We start from the raw sequence: 14,270 nt of genomic DNA, 5'->3' as shown, positions 1-14,270 counted from the left end.
ACTCACCGGTTCACCGTTAGGCCCTGCGAAGCCAGCGCAGCGCCCACCTGGGGAGCCCGGATGATCGACCCGCCGTCCCTCGTGGACCAGTACTGCCACGGCGTGCTGCGCACCGAGCTGGGCCTCGGTACCTTCGAGGCCCAGCTCGCCCGCAGTGAGGGCCCGCCCGCCCCGGGCACCACCCTCTTCGACACCCAGACCGGGTTCGCCGTACGCCGCTGGTGCCCGCCCCTGCTCGGCCTGGAGCCGCACTGCCCGCCCGCCCGCTATCTCGCCCGGCGCCGTGAGCTGGGCGCCGCCGAGACGGGCCGCCGGCTGCTGCGGGCCAGCGGCATCACCACCTACCTCGTCGACACCGGACTGCCTGGCGACCTCACCGGAACGGCCGAACTGGCCACGGCCGGCGCCGCCGAGGCCCACGAGATCGTGCGCCTCGAACAACTCGCCGAACAGGTCGCCGACACCTCCGGCACGGTGGAGTCCTTCCTCGCCAACCTCGCCGAGTCCGTGTACGGAGCCGCCGCGCACGCCATCGCCTTCACCTCCGTCGCCGGCATACGGCAGGGCCCGGCACTGGCCTCCCAGCCGCCGGGGCCCGGGCAGGTACGCGGCGCGGCCGCGCGCTGGCTGGCCGCACGCCGGGTCGGGGACGAGCTGAGAGACCCGGTGCTGCTACGGCACCTGCTGTGGATCGCCGTCGCCTCGGGCCGGCCCCTGCAGCTGCACGCGGGGCCCGGCGCACCCGGCACCCGGCCCGGGGCCACCGACCCGGCGCTGCTGGGCGGCTTCGTCCGGGCCACCGCCGGACTCGGCACCGACCTCGTCCTGCTGCACGGCTACCCGGACCACCGGCACGCCGCCCGCCTGGCCGGCGTCTACCCGCATGTGTACGTCGACTCCGGTGCCGCGCTCGCCCGCACCGGCGCCGGCGCGGCGACCGTCCTCGCGGAGGTCCTGGAACTCGCCCCCTTCGGCAAGATCCTCTTCTCCAGCGGCGCCCAGGGGCTGCCCGAACTGCACGTCGTGGGCGCACGCCTGTTCCGTGAGGCACTCGCCCGGGTCCTCGGCGGCTGGGTCGCCGAGGGCGCGTGGGCGCTCGACGACGCGCGGCGGGTGGCCGCAATGATCGCCTCGGGGAACGCGGGCAGGGTGTACGGGCTGGAGTGAGGCGAGAACGCGGGGTGTACGGGCCGGAGCGAGGTGAGAAGACCGGGCGGATGCCGACCGACGCCCTGCTCGACCCGGGCCTGCTGACCTTCGCCCGTGCCACGGTCACGCTGCGCGGGGGCCGGCTGGTCCCCGAGCGGGCGGCCCTGGAGGCACTGACCGCCCTCGGGGCCCCGGCGCGGTCGTCGAGGACGTCCGGAGGCGGCGCTACGAGGATCCCATGCCGCCCGACGGGGAATGGGTCCTGCGCCGGGCACGGCCGACCCGGGACTACCTGGGGCCGGCGATCGACTCGCTCGTGGCGCGGGACGCCTGATCGGGCGGCACCGGCAGACCGGTCACCGGCGCATCCGGCCGCTCGCGCAGCGACAGCAGGACCCGCACCACCCAGATCCACATCACGCAGGAGCCGAACATGTGGGCGCCGACCAGGACCTCGGGCAGGTCCGTGAAGTACTGCACATAACCGATCACCCCCTGCGCGAGGATGATCAGGAACAGCTCGCGGGTGCGGTGCAGCGGGCCCTTGGGGGCGTCGACCGCCTTGAGGACGAACCACAGGGCGAACGTCAGCGTCGCCACGATCCACGCCAGCACGGCGTGCAGCTTGCTGACCATCTCCGAGTCCAGCGGCATCCGCTCGACCTCGCTGGAGTCACCCGCGTGCGGCCCCGCGCCGGTCACCACCGTGCCGACCGCGATCAGCAGCACGGAGGCGATCACCAGGAACCACACAAGCTGCCGTACCGGTTTGCCGACCAGCGGCCGGGGTTCCCCGTCGCCCTCGCGGACGCGCTGCCACATCACGGCGGCGACCGCGATCAGCGCGGAGGAGAGCAGGAAGTGCGCCGCGACCGTGTACGGGTTCAGGCCGACCAGGACCACGATGCCGCCGAGGATCGCGTTGCCCATCACGATCCAGAACTGCGCCCAGCCCAGCCGCGTCAGGCTGCGCCGGAACGGCTTCTCGGAGCGCACGGCGACGATCGCCCAGCCGACGGCGGCACACAGCACGTACGTCAGCAGCCGGTTGCCGAACTCGATGACGCCGTGCACCCCCATCTCGCGGGTGGAGGTGAGGGAGTCATCGGTGCATTTGGGCCAGGTGGGGCAGCCCAGGCCGGAGCCGGTCAGCCGCACCGCACCGCCGGTGACCACGATGACCACCGACATGACGAGCGCGGCGAGGACCGCCCGCCGGACCGTCCGGGGGTCCGGGGTCCAGCGTGCGGCGATGAAGGCGAGGGGGCTGCGCAGGGCCGCCTGGGCGTCGGCGCGGGTCAGGTTTGGCACGCTACCCATCGTAGGGCGCCGCTTGTGCACGCTTTCACGAGGGTCCGCCCTGTGGCGGTTCCGTCCCGTTTCCGCCGCCCGCTCATTCCCAGCGGAAGAACCTGCCGGCCGCCGCCAGCCCCGCGACCGCCCACACGGCGAGGATCGCGACCTGGCTCCACGGCAGCCCCGCCCCGTCCTGGAGCACGTCCCGCAGGCCCTCCGAGAGCGCCGAGACGGGCAGCAGCCCGAGGACGTTCTGCGCGGCGTCCGGGAAGTTGTCCAGCGGCACGACGACCCCGCCGCCGACGAGCAGCAGCAGGAACACCAGGTTGGCGGCGGCGAGCGTCGCCTCGGCCTTAAGTGTGCCCGCCATCAGCAGGCCGAGCCCCGAGAAGGCGGCCGTGCCCAGCACCAGCAGCAGGAGCACCACCAACGGGTTGCCCTGCGGCGACCAGCCCAGCGCGAACGCGATCACCGTCAGCAGAACGATCTGGAGCACCTCGGTGACCAGCACCGACAGCGTCTTCGCGGTCATCAGCGCCCAGCGCGGCAGCGGCGACGAGGCCAGCCGCTTCAGCACCCCGTACCGGCGCTCGAAACCGGTGGCGATGGCCTGCCCCGTGAACGCCGTCGACATCACCGCCAGCGCGAGGACACCGGGGGCGAGGAAGTCCACGGCCTCGCCCTCGCCGGTGTCCACGATGTCCACGGTGCTGAACAGCACCAGCAGCAGCGTGGGGATGACCACGGTGAGCAGCAGCTGCTCCCCGTTGCGCAGCAACATCTTCGTCTCGAGCGCCGCCTGCGCCGCGATCATGCGGGGGAGCGGCGCCGCCCCCGGCTTCGGCGCGTAGGCGCCTGTGCCGGTCTCGCCGGTCACGCGGGTCTCGCCGGTCTCGCCGGTCACGGTGGATGCCGGATTCACCGGATTCATGAACGCAGCTCCTTGCCGGTCAGTTCGAGGCTGTGTCTTCCCGGGGGGCGACCCCCGGGCCCCCGGCCGGTCTCCGTGCGGACCCGGATCATGAGCGCAGCTCCTTGCCCGTCAGTTCCAAAAAGACGTCCTCCAGGGTGTGCCGTTCGACCGAGATCCGGTCCGGCAGGACGCCGTGCTGCGCGCACCAGGACGTGACCGTGGCGAGCAGTTGCGGGTCCACCTCGCCGACCACCCGGTATGAGCCCGGGGCCAGTTCGTCGGCCTGGGAATCGGACGGCAGCGCCTTGAGCAGGGAGACCACGTCCAGCCCCGGCCGGCCCGAGAAGCGCAGGGTGTTCTCGGCACCGCCCCGGCACAGCTCCTCGGGGCTGCCCTGGGCCACCACCCGGCCGGCGTCGATGATCGCGACGTCGTCGGCGAGCTGTTCGGCCTCGTCCATGTGGTGCGTGGTGAGGATGACGGAGACCCCGTCGGCGCGCAGATCCCGTACGAGGTCCCAGGTGGCGCGGCGGGCCTGCGGGTCGAGTCCGGCGGTCGGCTCGTCCAGGAAGACCAGTTCCGGGCGCCCGACCACGGCCATCGCCAGCGCGAGCCGCTGCTGCTGGCCGCCGGAGAGCCGCCGGTACGTCGTACGGCCGCAGGAACCGAGGCCGAGGCGCTCGATCAGCGCGTCCACGTCCAGGGGGTGCGCGTGCAGCTTGGCCGTGTGCCGGAGCATCTCGTCGGCCCGCGCGCCCGAGTAGACGCCGCCGGACTGGAGCATCACGCCGACGCGGGGTCTGAGCATGGCCGACTGCCGCACCGGGTCCAGGCCCAGGACGCGCACCGTGCCGGAGTCCGGGCGCCGGTATCCCTCGCAGGTCTCCACCGTGGTCGTCTTGCCCGCCCCGTTGGGTCCGAGCACGGCCGTCACGCCCTGCCGTGCCACCAGGTCGAGGCCGTCCACCGCGGTCTTCGTGCCGTACCGCTTCACCAGGGCCTGCACCTGGACCACGGGCTCGCTTCGCATGGGTCACGAGTCTAGGTAGGCGCCGGGGACCTCAGACCGGCGGGTTCGGGAACTCCTCCGTACGGGGCCGGTGCAGTTCCAGCCACTTCTGCGCGTAGGCCACCGCATCCGGCAGCGGGAACAGCCGCGCCTCGGCCGCCCCGACCCTGCCGCGGACGACGGGGCGGTCCCGTTCGAAGTCGTGGCCCAGTTCGTCGAAGCGCTCGGAGGTGATCGACACCTCGGGCAACGTCTCCCAGCCCGCCGGGCTGGGGCGGCCCACGGCGACGAGCGGGGACGGTATCCGGTACTCGGCGAGGTGGAAGCAGGTGCAGGTGTCGTACCCGGTGCCGAGCAGCAGCACCCGGGCGTCCAGCCGTTCCAGCGCTGCCAGCGGGCTGTGCTCGCCCAGCCGGCAGTCCTGCGCGTGCACCGCGACGACCTCCGCCGCGTGCCGTCCGAGCGCGGCGAACGAGGTCTGCGGATGGGCGCTGCGCCGGGCGCCGGGCCAGGTCCGTACCGTCTCCGGGACGATGCCCACCCCGCGGGTGGGAGTGGTCGCCGGGTCGTAGCCGGGCATGGTGACCCGGACGGTCTTCCACCAGGCCTCCGGCACCGGCGGATCGCTCCACAGCGCCGGGTCGGAGAGGTCGCCGGACTGGGCCGGGACGACCAGGGTGCCGTCCGGGCCCAGCACGTCGAGCAGTGCGCCGACGACCGTGACCGGGCCGCCGTTGACCCAGCCCAGGGAACTGAGCGAGGAGTGCACGAGGAGGGTCTCGCCGGGCTGTACGCCGAGCTCGGCGAGACCGGCGGCGAGGGTGTCCCGGGTGACAAGAGGGCCGGTCGGCGGGGGTGCGGGCATGCCCGGGAGTGTCCCGGAAGTGGTCCGGGGGCGCCACCGACTTGATCGATCAAGGATCGTTTCCGCAGGTCATATTAGGTTCACCTAAGTGATGCAGCGCACCCCGGGGTGGATCTGCGCGGCTTGCCCGGGTCGGATGAATTACGCAACAATGGTGTTGTGAAAAACGGTGCGCGATCGACAGAGCCTCCCCAGGAGGAACTTGCGACCGGTGAGCGGTCCACCCGCAACCGGGTCGTGCGCTCCGTCCTGGACCACGGCCCGTCGACCGTCTCCGAACTCGCCCAGCGGCTCGGACTGACCCAGGCGGCCGTCCGCCGGCACCTCGACGTCCTGGCCGTCGACGGAATCGTGGAGGCACGCGAACGGCGGGTCTACGGCGCACGCACGCGCGGACGCCCGGCCAAGGTCTTCGCCCTCACCGACTGCGGGCGGGACGCCTTCGACCAGTCGTACGACGAACTGGCCGTGGACGCCCTGCAGTGGATCGGCGAGCGGGAGGGCGGCGACGACGCGATCGCCGCGTTCGCCCGCGCCCGGATCGCCGCCCAGGCCGGCTCGTACCGCGAGGCGGTGGAAGCGGCGGGCCCCGAGGAGCGCGCCCACGCCCTGGCCCGGGCGCTCACCGCGGACGGGTACGCTGCCACCGCGCGCAGCGCCCCCCATCCGCAACAGGGCGAGCAGCTGTGCCAGCATCACTGCCCGGTCGCCCACGCCGCCGAGCGGTTTCCGCAACTCTGCGAGGCGGAGACGGAATTTTTCGCCGAGCTGCTCGGTACGCATGTCCAGCGGCTGGCCACCATCGCCCACGGCGACGGTGTCTGCACCACCTTCATCCCGAAGTCCTCGACGGTTTCGAGGGACGCGGGGGCCCCACTGCCCCCGAAGCCCCCGAAACCACCGGAGCCTTCGAAACCCCCGAGAACGTCCGGGACGAAGTCCGAGAAGCCTTCGCCCCGCATCCACAACGCAATCGCATCCGCCAGCACGGCCGGGAGGAACCCCGCATGACTCTCCCCACGGAGACTGCCCACCCCGAACTCGAGGGTCTGGGTACGTACGAATTCGGCTGGGCCGACTCCGACACGGCAGGCGCCACGGCCAAGCGCGGTCTGAGCGAGGACGTCGTCCGCGACATCTCCGCGAAGAAGAACGAGCCGGAGTGGATGCTGAAGCTGCGGCTCAAGGGCCTGCGCCTGTTCGACAAGAAGCCCATGCCCAACTGGGGCTCGGACCTGTCGGGCATCGACTTCGACAACATCAAGTACTTCGTGCGCTCCACCGAGAAGCAGGCCGCCTCCTGGGAGGACCTGCCCGAGGACATCAAGAACACCTATGACCGGCTCGGCATCCCCGAGGCGGAGAAGCAGCGCCTGGTCGCCGGTGTCGCCGCGCAGTACGAGTCCGAGGTCGTCTACCACCAGATCCGCGAGGACCTGGAGGAGCAGGGCGTCATCTTCCTCGACACGGACACCGCGCTGAAGGAGCACCCGGAGCTCTTCCAGGAGTACTTCGGCACCATCATCCCGGTCGGCGACAACAAGTTCGCGTCGCTGAACTCGGCCGTGTGGTCCGGCGGGTCGTTCATCTACGTCCCCAAGGGCGTCCACGTGGACATCCCGCTCCAGGCCTACTTCCGGATCAACACCGAGAACATGGGCCAGTTCGAGCGGACGCTGATCATCGTCGACGAGGACGCCTACGTCCACTACGTCGAAGGCTGCACCGCCCCGATCTACACCTCGGACTCGCTGCACAGCGCCGTCGTCGAGATCATCGTCAAGAAGGGCGGCCGCTGCCGCTACACGACCATCCAGAACTGGTCGAACAACGTCTACAACCTGGTCACCAAGCGCGCCGTGGCCTACGAGGGCGCGACCATGGAGTGGGTCGACGGCAACATCGGCTCCAAGGTGACGATGAAGTACCCGGCCGTCTACCTCATGGGCGAGCACGCCAAGGGCGAGACCCTGTCCATCGCCTTCGCCGGCGAGGGCCAGCACCAGGACGCCGGCGCCAAGATGGTCCACATGGCCCCGAACACCTCGTCGAACATCGTCTCCAAGTCGGTGGCGCGCGGCGGCGGCCGCACCTCCTACCGCGGTCTGATCGAGATCGGTGAGGGCGCCCCCGGCGCCAAGTCCAACGTGCTGTGCGACGCGCTGCTCGTGGACACCATCTCCCGCTCGGACACCTACCCCTACGTCGACGTCCGCGAGGACGACGTCTCCATGGGCCACGAGGCGACCGTCTCCAAGGTCTCCGAGGACCAGCTCTTCTACCTGATGAGCCGCGGTCTGTCCGAGTTCGAGGCGATGGCGATGATCGTCCGCGGCTTCGTCGAGCCGATCGCCAAGGAACTGCCGATGGAGTACGCGCTGGAGCTCAACCGGCTGATCGAGCTGCAGATGGAGGGCGCGGTCGGCTGACCCGCCGCCCCGCCCCCGTCGGCCGGTCGACCCGACCCGCCCCGTCGGACAGCACACGTCTCACTCAGAAAGAGAGCACTACGACAGCCATGGCTGAGGCTCAGAATTCCCCCACCTCCGGCTTCGCTGCGGCGGGGGGACCCCCACCGGTGGGCTCCACCACCGCCGGCTCGATCGCGGTGGCCGCCGAGTCGACCGTCGCCACCCGTATGAGCGCGCCCCCGTCCTTCGACGTGGCGGACTTCCCGGTTCCGCACGGCCGCGAGGAGGAATGGCGGTTCACCCCGCTGGAGCGCCTGCGCGGCCTGCACGACGGCACCGCCGTCGCCACCGCCGAAGGCGTCAAGATCGCCGTCGAGGCGCCCGAGGGCGTCCGCGTCGAGACCGTCGGCCGCGACGACGCGCGGCTCGGCCGGGCCGGCAAGCCGGTGGACCGCGTCGCCGCCCAGGCGTACAGCGCCTTCGAGCAGGCCTCGGTCGTGACCGTGCCGAAGGAGACCGTGCTCACCGAGCCGATCCGCATCGCGGTGCACGGCGAAGGCGGCACCGCCTACGGCCACCAGGTGATCGAGCTCGGCGCCTTCGCCGAGGCGGTCGTCGTCATCGACCACACCGGTGACACGGTGCTCGCCGCCAACGTCGAGTACGTCCTCGGCGACGGCGCCAAGCTCACCGTCGTCTCCGTCCAGGACTGGGACGACAAGGCCGTGCACGTCGCCCAGCACAATGCTCTCGTCGGCCGCGACGCCTCCTTCAAGTCGGTCGTCGTCACCTTCGGCGGCGACCTGGTCCGGCTGCACCCCCGGGTGGCCTACGCGGGCACCGGCGGCGAGGCCGAGCTGTTCGGCCTGTACTTCACCGACGCCGGCCAGCACCAGGAGCACCGCCTCCTGGTCGACCACAACGTTCCGCACTGCAAGTCCAACGCCGTCTACAAGGGCGCGCTCCAGGGCGACGCCGCGCACGCCGTGTGGATCGGTGACGTGCTCATCCAGGCCAAGGCCGAGGGCACCGACACCTACGAGATGAACCGCAACCTCGTCCTCACCGACGGCGCTCGCGTCGACTCCGTGCCCAACCTGGAGATCGAGACCGGCGAGATCGTCGGCGCCGGCCACGCCTCCGCGACCGGCCGCTTCGACGACGAGCAGCTCTTCTACCTGATGGCCCGCGGCATCCCCGAGCAGGACGCCCGCCGCCTGGTGGTCCGCGGCTTCTTCGCCGAGCTGGTCCAGCAGATCGGCGTCCCGGACATCGAGGAGCGCCTGATCGCCAAGATCGAGGAGGAGCTGGAGGCGGCGGTCGCATGACCTTCCAACGCGCCTGCGGACTGAGCGAGCTGGAGGAGGACACCCCGAAGCGGGTGGAACTCGACGGCACGCCGGTCTCCCTCGTGCACACCGGGGGCGAGGTGTTCGCGATCAACGACATCTGTTCGCACGCGAACGTCTCCCTCTCGGAGGGCGAGGTCGACGACTGCCACATCGAGTGCTGGCTGCACGGCTCGCGCTTCGACCTCCGCTCGGGCAAGCCCGACAGTCTTCCGGCCACGCGCCCCGTTCCCGTATACCCCGTAAAGATCGAAGGGGACGACGTGCTCGTCTCCGTCACCCAGGAGTCCTGAGGCACCCATGGCAACGCTTGAAATCCGAGACCTGCACGTCACCGTCGAGGCCGACAACGCCACGAAGGAAATCCTCAAGGGCGTCGACCTCACCGTGAAGCAGGGCGAGACGCACGCCATCATGGGCCCCAACGGCTCCGGCAAGTCGACCCTCGCCTACGCCTTGGCCGGTCACCCCAAGTACACCGTGTCCGGCGGCACCGTCACCCTCGACGGCGAGGACGTCCTGGAGATGTCCGTCGACGAGCGCGCCCGCGCCGGCCTGTTCCTCGCCATGCAGTACCCGGTCGAGGTCCCCGGCGTCTCCGTCTCCAACTTCCTGCGCACCTCCGCCACCGCCATCCGCGGTGAGGCCCCCAAGCTGCGCCACTGGGTGAAGGAGGTCAAGGAGACCATGGAGCGCCTCCACATGGACCCCGCCTTCGCCGAGCGCAATGTCAACGAGGGTTTCTCCGGCGGTGAGAAGAAGCGCCACGAGATCCTCCAGCTGGAGCTGCTCAAGCCGAAGGTCGCGATCCTCGACGAGACCGACTCCGGCCTGGACGTCGACGCGCTGCGCGTCGTCTCCGAGGGCGTCAACCGCGTCCGCGAGTCCGGCGAGGTCGGCACCCTGCTGATCACGCACTACACGCGCATCCTGCGCTACATCAAGCCCGATTACGTCCACGTGTTCGCCGACGGGCGGATCGCCGAGTCCGGCGGCGCCGAGCTCGCGGACAAGCTGGAGAACGAGGGCTACGAGGCATACGCGAAGGGTGGAGCATCCGCGTGACACAGCTGCCGGGCCTCCTCACCGAGCCCAGGCTCCTTGACGAGGCCATCCGAGGCGACTTCCCCATCCTGGACCGCGAGGTCCACGACGGCCGCAAGCTCGTCTACCTGGACAACGCGGCGACCAGCCAGAAGCCGCGCCAGGTACTGGACGCACTCAGTGAGTACTACGAGCGCTACAACGCCAACGTCCACCGCGGTGTGCATGTGCTCGCCGAGGAGGCCACGGCACTGTACGAGGGCGCGCGCGACAAGGTCGCGGAGTTCATCAACGCGCCCTCCCGCAACGAGGTGATCTTCACCAAGAACGCCTCGGAGTCGCTCAACCTCGTGGCGAACATGCTGGGCTGGGCCGACGAGCCCTACCGGGTGGACCACGAGACCGAGATCGTCATCACGGAGATGGAGCACCACTCCAACATCGTGCCGTGGCAGCTGCTCGCGCAGCGCACCGGCGCGAAGCTGAAGTGGTTCGGCCTCACCGACGACGGCCGCCTCGACCTGTCCAACATCGACGAGGTCATCACCGAGAAGACGAAGATCGTCTCCTTCGTGCTGGTCTCCAACATCCTGGGCACCATCAACCCGGTCGAGGCGATCGTGCGCCGTGCCCAGGAGGTCGGCGCGCTGGTGTGCATCGACGCCTCCCAGGCCGCCCCGCACATGCCGGTGGACGTGCAGGCCCTCCAGGCCGACTTCGTGGCCTTCACCGGCCACAAGATGTGCGCCCCGACCGGCATCGGCGTCCTGTGGGGCCGCCAGGAGCTGCTCGAGGACCTGCCGCCGTTCCTCGGCGGCGGCGAGATGATCGAGACCGTGTCGATGCACTCGTCGACCTACGCCCCCGCACCGCACAAGTTCGAGGCGGGCACCCCGCCGATCGCGCAGGCGGTCGGTCTCGGTGCCGCGATCGACTACCTGAGCGCGATCGGCATGGACAGGATCCTCGCCCATGAGCACGCGCTCACCGAGTACGCGGTCAAGCGGCTGACCGAGATTCCGGACCTGCGCATCATCGGCCCCGACACGGCCGAGGACCGCGGCGCCGCGATCTCGTTCGCGCTGGGCGACATCCACCCGCACGACGTGGGCCAGGTCCTCGACGAACAGGGCATCGCGGTCCGGGTCGGCCACCACTGCGCGCGGCCGGTCTGCCTGCGGTACGGAATTCCCGCGACCACGCGAGCGTCGTTCTATCTGTACTCCACCCCGGCCGAGATCGATGCTCTGGTCGACGGACTGGAGCACGTACGGAACTTCTTCGGCTGAGGGGCTGGCTGCGCGTGAAGCTTGATTCGATGTACCAGGAAGTCATCCTGGACCACTACAAGAACCCGCACGGGCGGGGCTTGCGGGACGGCGATGCCGAGGTGCACCACGTCAACCCGACGTGCGGCGACGAGATCACACTGCGGGTGAAGTACGACGGTACGACGATCAGTGACGTCTCGTACGAGGGGCAGGGCTGCTCCATCAGCCAGGCCTCGGCCTCCGTGCTGAACGACCTGCTGGTCGGCAAGGACCTCGCCACGGCGCAGCGGATCCAGGAGACCTTCCTGGAGCTCATGCAGTCCAAGGGCAAGGTCGAGCCGGACGACGCGATGGAGGAGACTCTGGAGGACGCGGTCGCGTTCGCCGGGGTGTCCAAGTACCCCGCCCGCGTCAAGTGCGCCCTCCTCAGTTGGATGGCGTGGAAGGACGCGACAGCCCAGGCCCTGGGCCCCGACGCCGAAAGGACAACGGCATGAGCGAGACCGTGGAGATGAAGCCGGCCTCGGAGGAAGAAGTCCGTGAGGCCCTGCTGGACGTCGTCGACCCCGAACTGGGCATCGACGTCGTCAACCTCGGCCTGATCTACGGCGTCCACGTCGACGACACCAACGTGGCGACCATCGACATGACCCTGACGTCCGCGGCCTGTCCGCTGACCGACGTCATCGAGGACCAGGCCAAGTCCGCCACGGACGGCCTGGTCAGCGAGCTGCGCATCAACTGGGTGTGGATGCCGCCGTGGGGCCCCGACAAGATCACCGACGACGGCCGCGACCAGCTGAGGGCACTCGGCTTCAACGTCTGAGACGCCGGCCGTACGGGCGCGGAATGGCCCCCGGTTCCCGCGAATCCACTGGATTCGCGGGAACCGGGGGCCATCGTCGTGTCCGGTCGGACGAGTCGTTCGTTGCGTACAACCGTACGCATCGTTGTGTACGCTCGTACGCATGGGATACCTTCTGCTCGCCGGGGCGATCGCCGCGGAGGTGGGCGCCACCACCGCCATGAAGTACAGCGAGGGCTTCAGCAAGCTCTGGCCCTCGCTGCTGACCCTGCTGGGCTACGTGGTCTCCTTCAGCCTGCTCGCCCAGACGCTGCGCACCCTCTCCATCGGCACCGCGTACGCCATCTGGGCCGGGGTGGGCACCGCCGCCATCGCCGCGATCGGCATCCTGTTCATGGGGGAGGGGCTCACCGCGGCCAAGGCCACCGGCATCGCGCTGATCATCGTGGGCGTGGTCGTGCTCAACCTCGGCGGCGCGCACTGATGGCCCGCCGGTACGACCCCGAGCGGCGCCGGCGGATCATCGAAGCCGCGATCCGCGTCGTCGGCAGGAGCGGCATCGCGGGACTCAGCCACCGCAGCGTCGCCGCCGAGGCCGATGTACCGCTCGGCTCCACGACGTACCACTTCAAGACCCTCGACGAGCTGCTGGTCGCCGCGCTGCGCCAGACGAACGAGGGGTTCGCCAAGGCCGTCGCCTCGCACGGCGGCCTGGAGGACCCGCGCACCGACCTGGCGACCGAACTCGCCGGACTGCTCGGCGAGTGGCTCGCGGGCGAGCGCACCGGCGTCGAGCTGGAGTACGAGCTGTACCTGGCCGCCCTGCGCCGGCCCGCCCTGCGCCCCGTCGCGGCCGAGTGGTGCGAGGACGTCGCCGAACTGCTGTCCCGCCGCACCGACCCGGTCACCGCCCGCGCCCTGGTCGCGCTGATGGACGGCATCTGCCTCCAGGCACTGCTGACCGGCACGCCGTACGACGAGGAGTACGCGCGGGAGATGCTGGGGCGGATCCTGCCCCGGGACGGAGAGAGCGTCGGCGCACCGCTTTGACCTGGGCCCGTCTCCGCTTCCGGGACGGCCCGCCCGGCACCTGAGACGGCGCGGTACCGGTTCGCATCGACGGGCCGGAGCCGGTTAGGTTTCCCTCATGACCGACTCGACTGCTCAGAGCACCACCGGCGCAGTGGCCGCCGGCCTCGCCACCCTCACCGCCGACGGAACCGTCCTCGACACCTGGTTCCCCGCCCCCGAACTCTCCGACGCGCCCGGCCCGTCCGGCACCGAGCGGCTCTCCGCCGAGCAGGCCGCCGAACTCCTCGGCGCCGGCGCGACCGCGGCGATCGGACCGGACACGCGCCGTGGCGTCGAAGTGGTCGCGGTCCGTACGGTCATCTCCTCGCTCGACGAGAAGCCGACCGACGCGCACGACGTCTACCTCCGTCTCCACCTGCTCTCGCACCGTCTGGTCAAGCCGCACGGCCAGAACCTGGAGGGCATGTTCGGCTTCCTCGCGAACGTCGCCTGGACCTCGCTCGGCCCCGTCGCCGTCGACGACGTCGAGAAGGCGCGGCTCAACGCCCGCGCCGAGGGCCTGCACCTGGCCGTCACGTCCGTCGACAAGTTCCCCCGCATGACGGACTACGTCGTCCCCAAGGGCGTCCGCATCGCCGACGCGGACCGGGTCCGCCTGGGCGCCCACCTCGCCGCGGGCACCACGGTCATGCACGCGGGCTTCGTCAACTTCAACGCGGGCACCCTGGGCACCTCCATGGTCGAGGGCCGCATCTCCGCGGGCGTCGTCGTCGGCGACGGCTCGGACATCGGCGGCGGCGCGTCCACCATGGGCACGCTCTCCGGCGGTGGCAGCGTGATCATCTCCATCGGCGAGCGCTGCCTGATCGGCGCCGAGGCGGGCGTCGGCATCCCGCTCGGCGACGAGTGCGTCGTCGAGGCCGGCCTCTACGTCACCGCCGGCACCCGCGTGACCATGCCCGACGGCGAGGTCGTCAAGGCCCGCGCGCTGTCCGGCGCCTCCCACATCCTCTTCCGCCGCAACTCGATCAGCGGCGCGGTCGAGGCCCGCCCGAACAACGCGGTCTGGGGCGGCCTGAACGACGTGCTGCACAGGCACAACTGACGGGTCGTCCCGTGCGCCCGG

General features: G+C 70.7%; 16 protein-coding genes. 12 read left to right on the top strand and 4 right to left on the bottom strand.

The window, feature by feature from the left end; genetic code table 11:
* Positions 1 to 60: 60 nt before the first annotated feature.
* Complete coding sequence (locus tag ACFYQA_RS07310; RefSeq protein WP_388912775.1) at positions 61 to 1,167, top strand: amidohydrolase family protein; 1,107 nt, start codon at positions 61 to 63, stop codon at positions 1,165 to 1,167.
* Positions 1,168 to 1,437: 270 nt separating this feature from the next.
* Here ACFYQA_RS07310 and ACFYQA_RS07305 read toward each other — a convergent pair whose 3' ends face one another.
* From ACFYQA_RS07305 to ACFYQA_RS07290, 4 genes are all read right to left on the bottom strand, one after another.
* A complete protein-coding gene (locus tag ACFYQA_RS07305; protein ID WP_388912773.1) occupies positions 1,438 to 2,469 on the bottom strand; it encodes a heme A synthase in 1,032 nt (343 codons plus the stop codon).
* A 73-nt stretch (positions 2,470 to 2,542) separates the two neighbouring features.
* Positions 2,543 to 3,259 (bottom strand): ABC transporter permease, encoded by a 717-nt coding sequence (locus ACFYQA_RS07300; protein WP_388913026.1) that lies wholly within the window; start codon positions 3,257 to 3,259, stop codon positions 2,543 to 2,545.
* Between the two features lie 205 nt (positions 3,260 to 3,464).
* Complete coding sequence (locus ACFYQA_RS07295) at positions 3,465 to 4,388, bottom strand: ABC transporter ATP-binding protein (protein WP_388912770.1); 924 nt, start codon at positions 4,386 to 4,388, stop codon at positions 3,465 to 3,467.
* Between the two features lie 31 nt (positions 4,389 to 4,419).
* Complete coding sequence (locus ACFYQA_RS07290; protein ID WP_388912767.1) at positions 4,420 to 5,232, bottom strand: aminoglycoside N(3)-acetyltransferase; 813 nt, start codon at positions 5,230 to 5,232, stop codon at positions 4,420 to 4,422.
* A 159-nt stretch (positions 5,233 to 5,391) separates the two neighbouring features.
* On the opposite strand from ACFYQA_RS07290, the gene ACFYQA_RS07285 reads away from it, so the two are divergent.
* The 11 genes from ACFYQA_RS07285 (at position 5,392) to dapD (ending at position 14,249) form a co-directional block, all read left to right on the top strand.
* Positions 5,392 to 6,243, top strand: coding sequence for a helix-turn-helix transcriptional regulator (locus ACFYQA_RS07285; protein ID WP_388912764.1), 852 nt, complete (start codon positions 5,392 to 5,394; stop codon positions 6,241 to 6,243).
* Positions 6,240 to 7,661, top strand: a complete 1,422-nt coding sequence (gene sufB / locus ACFYQA_RS07280) for a Fe-S cluster assembly protein SufB (protein WP_332426582.1) — start codon at positions 6,240 to 6,242, stop codon at positions 7,659 to 7,661. Before ACFYQA_RS07285 ends, sufB begins: the two co-directional genes overlap by 4 nt.
* A gap of 89 nt (positions 7,662 to 7,750) precedes the next feature.
* Positions 7,751 to 8,971, top strand: a complete 1,221-nt coding sequence (sufD, locus tag ACFYQA_RS07275; protein WP_388912760.1) for a Fe-S cluster assembly protein SufD — start codon at positions 7,751 to 7,753, stop codon at positions 8,969 to 8,971.
* Positions 8,968 to 9,285: a non-heme iron oxygenase ferredoxin subunit gene (locus ACFYQA_RS07270; RefSeq protein ID WP_055572483.1), complete on the top strand. Its 318-nt coding sequence runs from the start codon at positions 8,968 to 8,970 to the stop codon at positions 9,283 to 9,285. The genes sufD and ACFYQA_RS07270 overlap by 4 nt, the downstream gene beginning before the upstream one ends.
* A 7-nt stretch (positions 9,286 to 9,292) precedes the next feature.
* A complete protein-coding gene (sufC, locus tag ACFYQA_RS07265) occupies positions 9,293 to 10,057 on the top strand; it encodes a Fe-S cluster assembly ATPase SufC (protein ID WP_359743493.1) in 765 nt (254 codons plus the stop codon).
* Positions 10,054 to 11,325 carry a cysteine desulfurase gene (locus ACFYQA_RS07260; RefSeq protein WP_388912757.1) on the top strand — a complete coding sequence of 424 codons (1,272 nt, stop codon included), beginning with the start codon at positions 10,054 to 10,056 and terminating at the stop codon, positions 11,323 to 11,325. Before sufC ends, ACFYQA_RS07260 begins: the two co-directional genes overlap by 4 nt.
* Before the next feature lie 14 nt (positions 11,326 to 11,339).
* Positions 11,340 to 11,804, top strand: a complete 465-nt coding sequence (gene sufU / locus ACFYQA_RS07255; RefSeq protein ID WP_388912755.1) for a Fe-S cluster assembly sulfur transfer protein SufU — start codon at positions 11,340 to 11,342, stop codon at positions 11,802 to 11,804.
* Complete coding sequence (locus ACFYQA_RS07250) at positions 11,801 to 12,133, top strand: metal-sulfur cluster assembly factor (RefSeq protein ID WP_332426576.1); 333 nt, start codon at positions 11,801 to 11,803, stop codon at positions 12,131 to 12,133. The genes sufU and ACFYQA_RS07250 overlap by 4 nt, the downstream gene beginning before the upstream one ends.
* A gap of 142 nt (positions 12,134 to 12,275) precedes the next feature.
* A complete protein-coding gene (locus tag ACFYQA_RS07245) occupies positions 12,276 to 12,596 on the top strand; it encodes a DMT family transporter (RefSeq protein ID WP_388912751.1) in 321 nt (106 codons plus the stop codon).
* On the top strand, positions 12,596 to 13,162 hold the full coding sequence (locus ACFYQA_RS07240; protein WP_388912748.1) for a TetR/AcrR family transcriptional regulator: 567 nt from the start codon (positions 12,596 to 12,598) through the stop codon (positions 13,160 to 13,162). Before ACFYQA_RS07245 ends, ACFYQA_RS07240 begins: the two co-directional genes overlap by 1 nt.
* Before the next feature lie 97 nt (positions 13,163 to 13,259).
* A complete protein-coding gene (dapD, locus tag ACFYQA_RS07235; RefSeq protein WP_388912745.1) occupies positions 13,260 to 14,249 on the top strand; it encodes a 2,3,4,5-tetrahydropyridine-2,6-dicarboxylate N-succinyltransferase in 990 nt (329 codons plus the stop codon).
* Positions 14,250 to 14,270: the final 21 nt, after the last annotated feature.

This window comes from Streptomyces sp. NPDC005774 (assembly GCF_042871645.1).
Lineage (GTDB): Bacteria > Actinomycetota > Actinomycetes > Streptomycetales > Streptomycetaceae > Streptomyces > Streptomyces pratens.
This window is presented reverse-complemented; position numbering and strand designations above follow the sequence as displayed.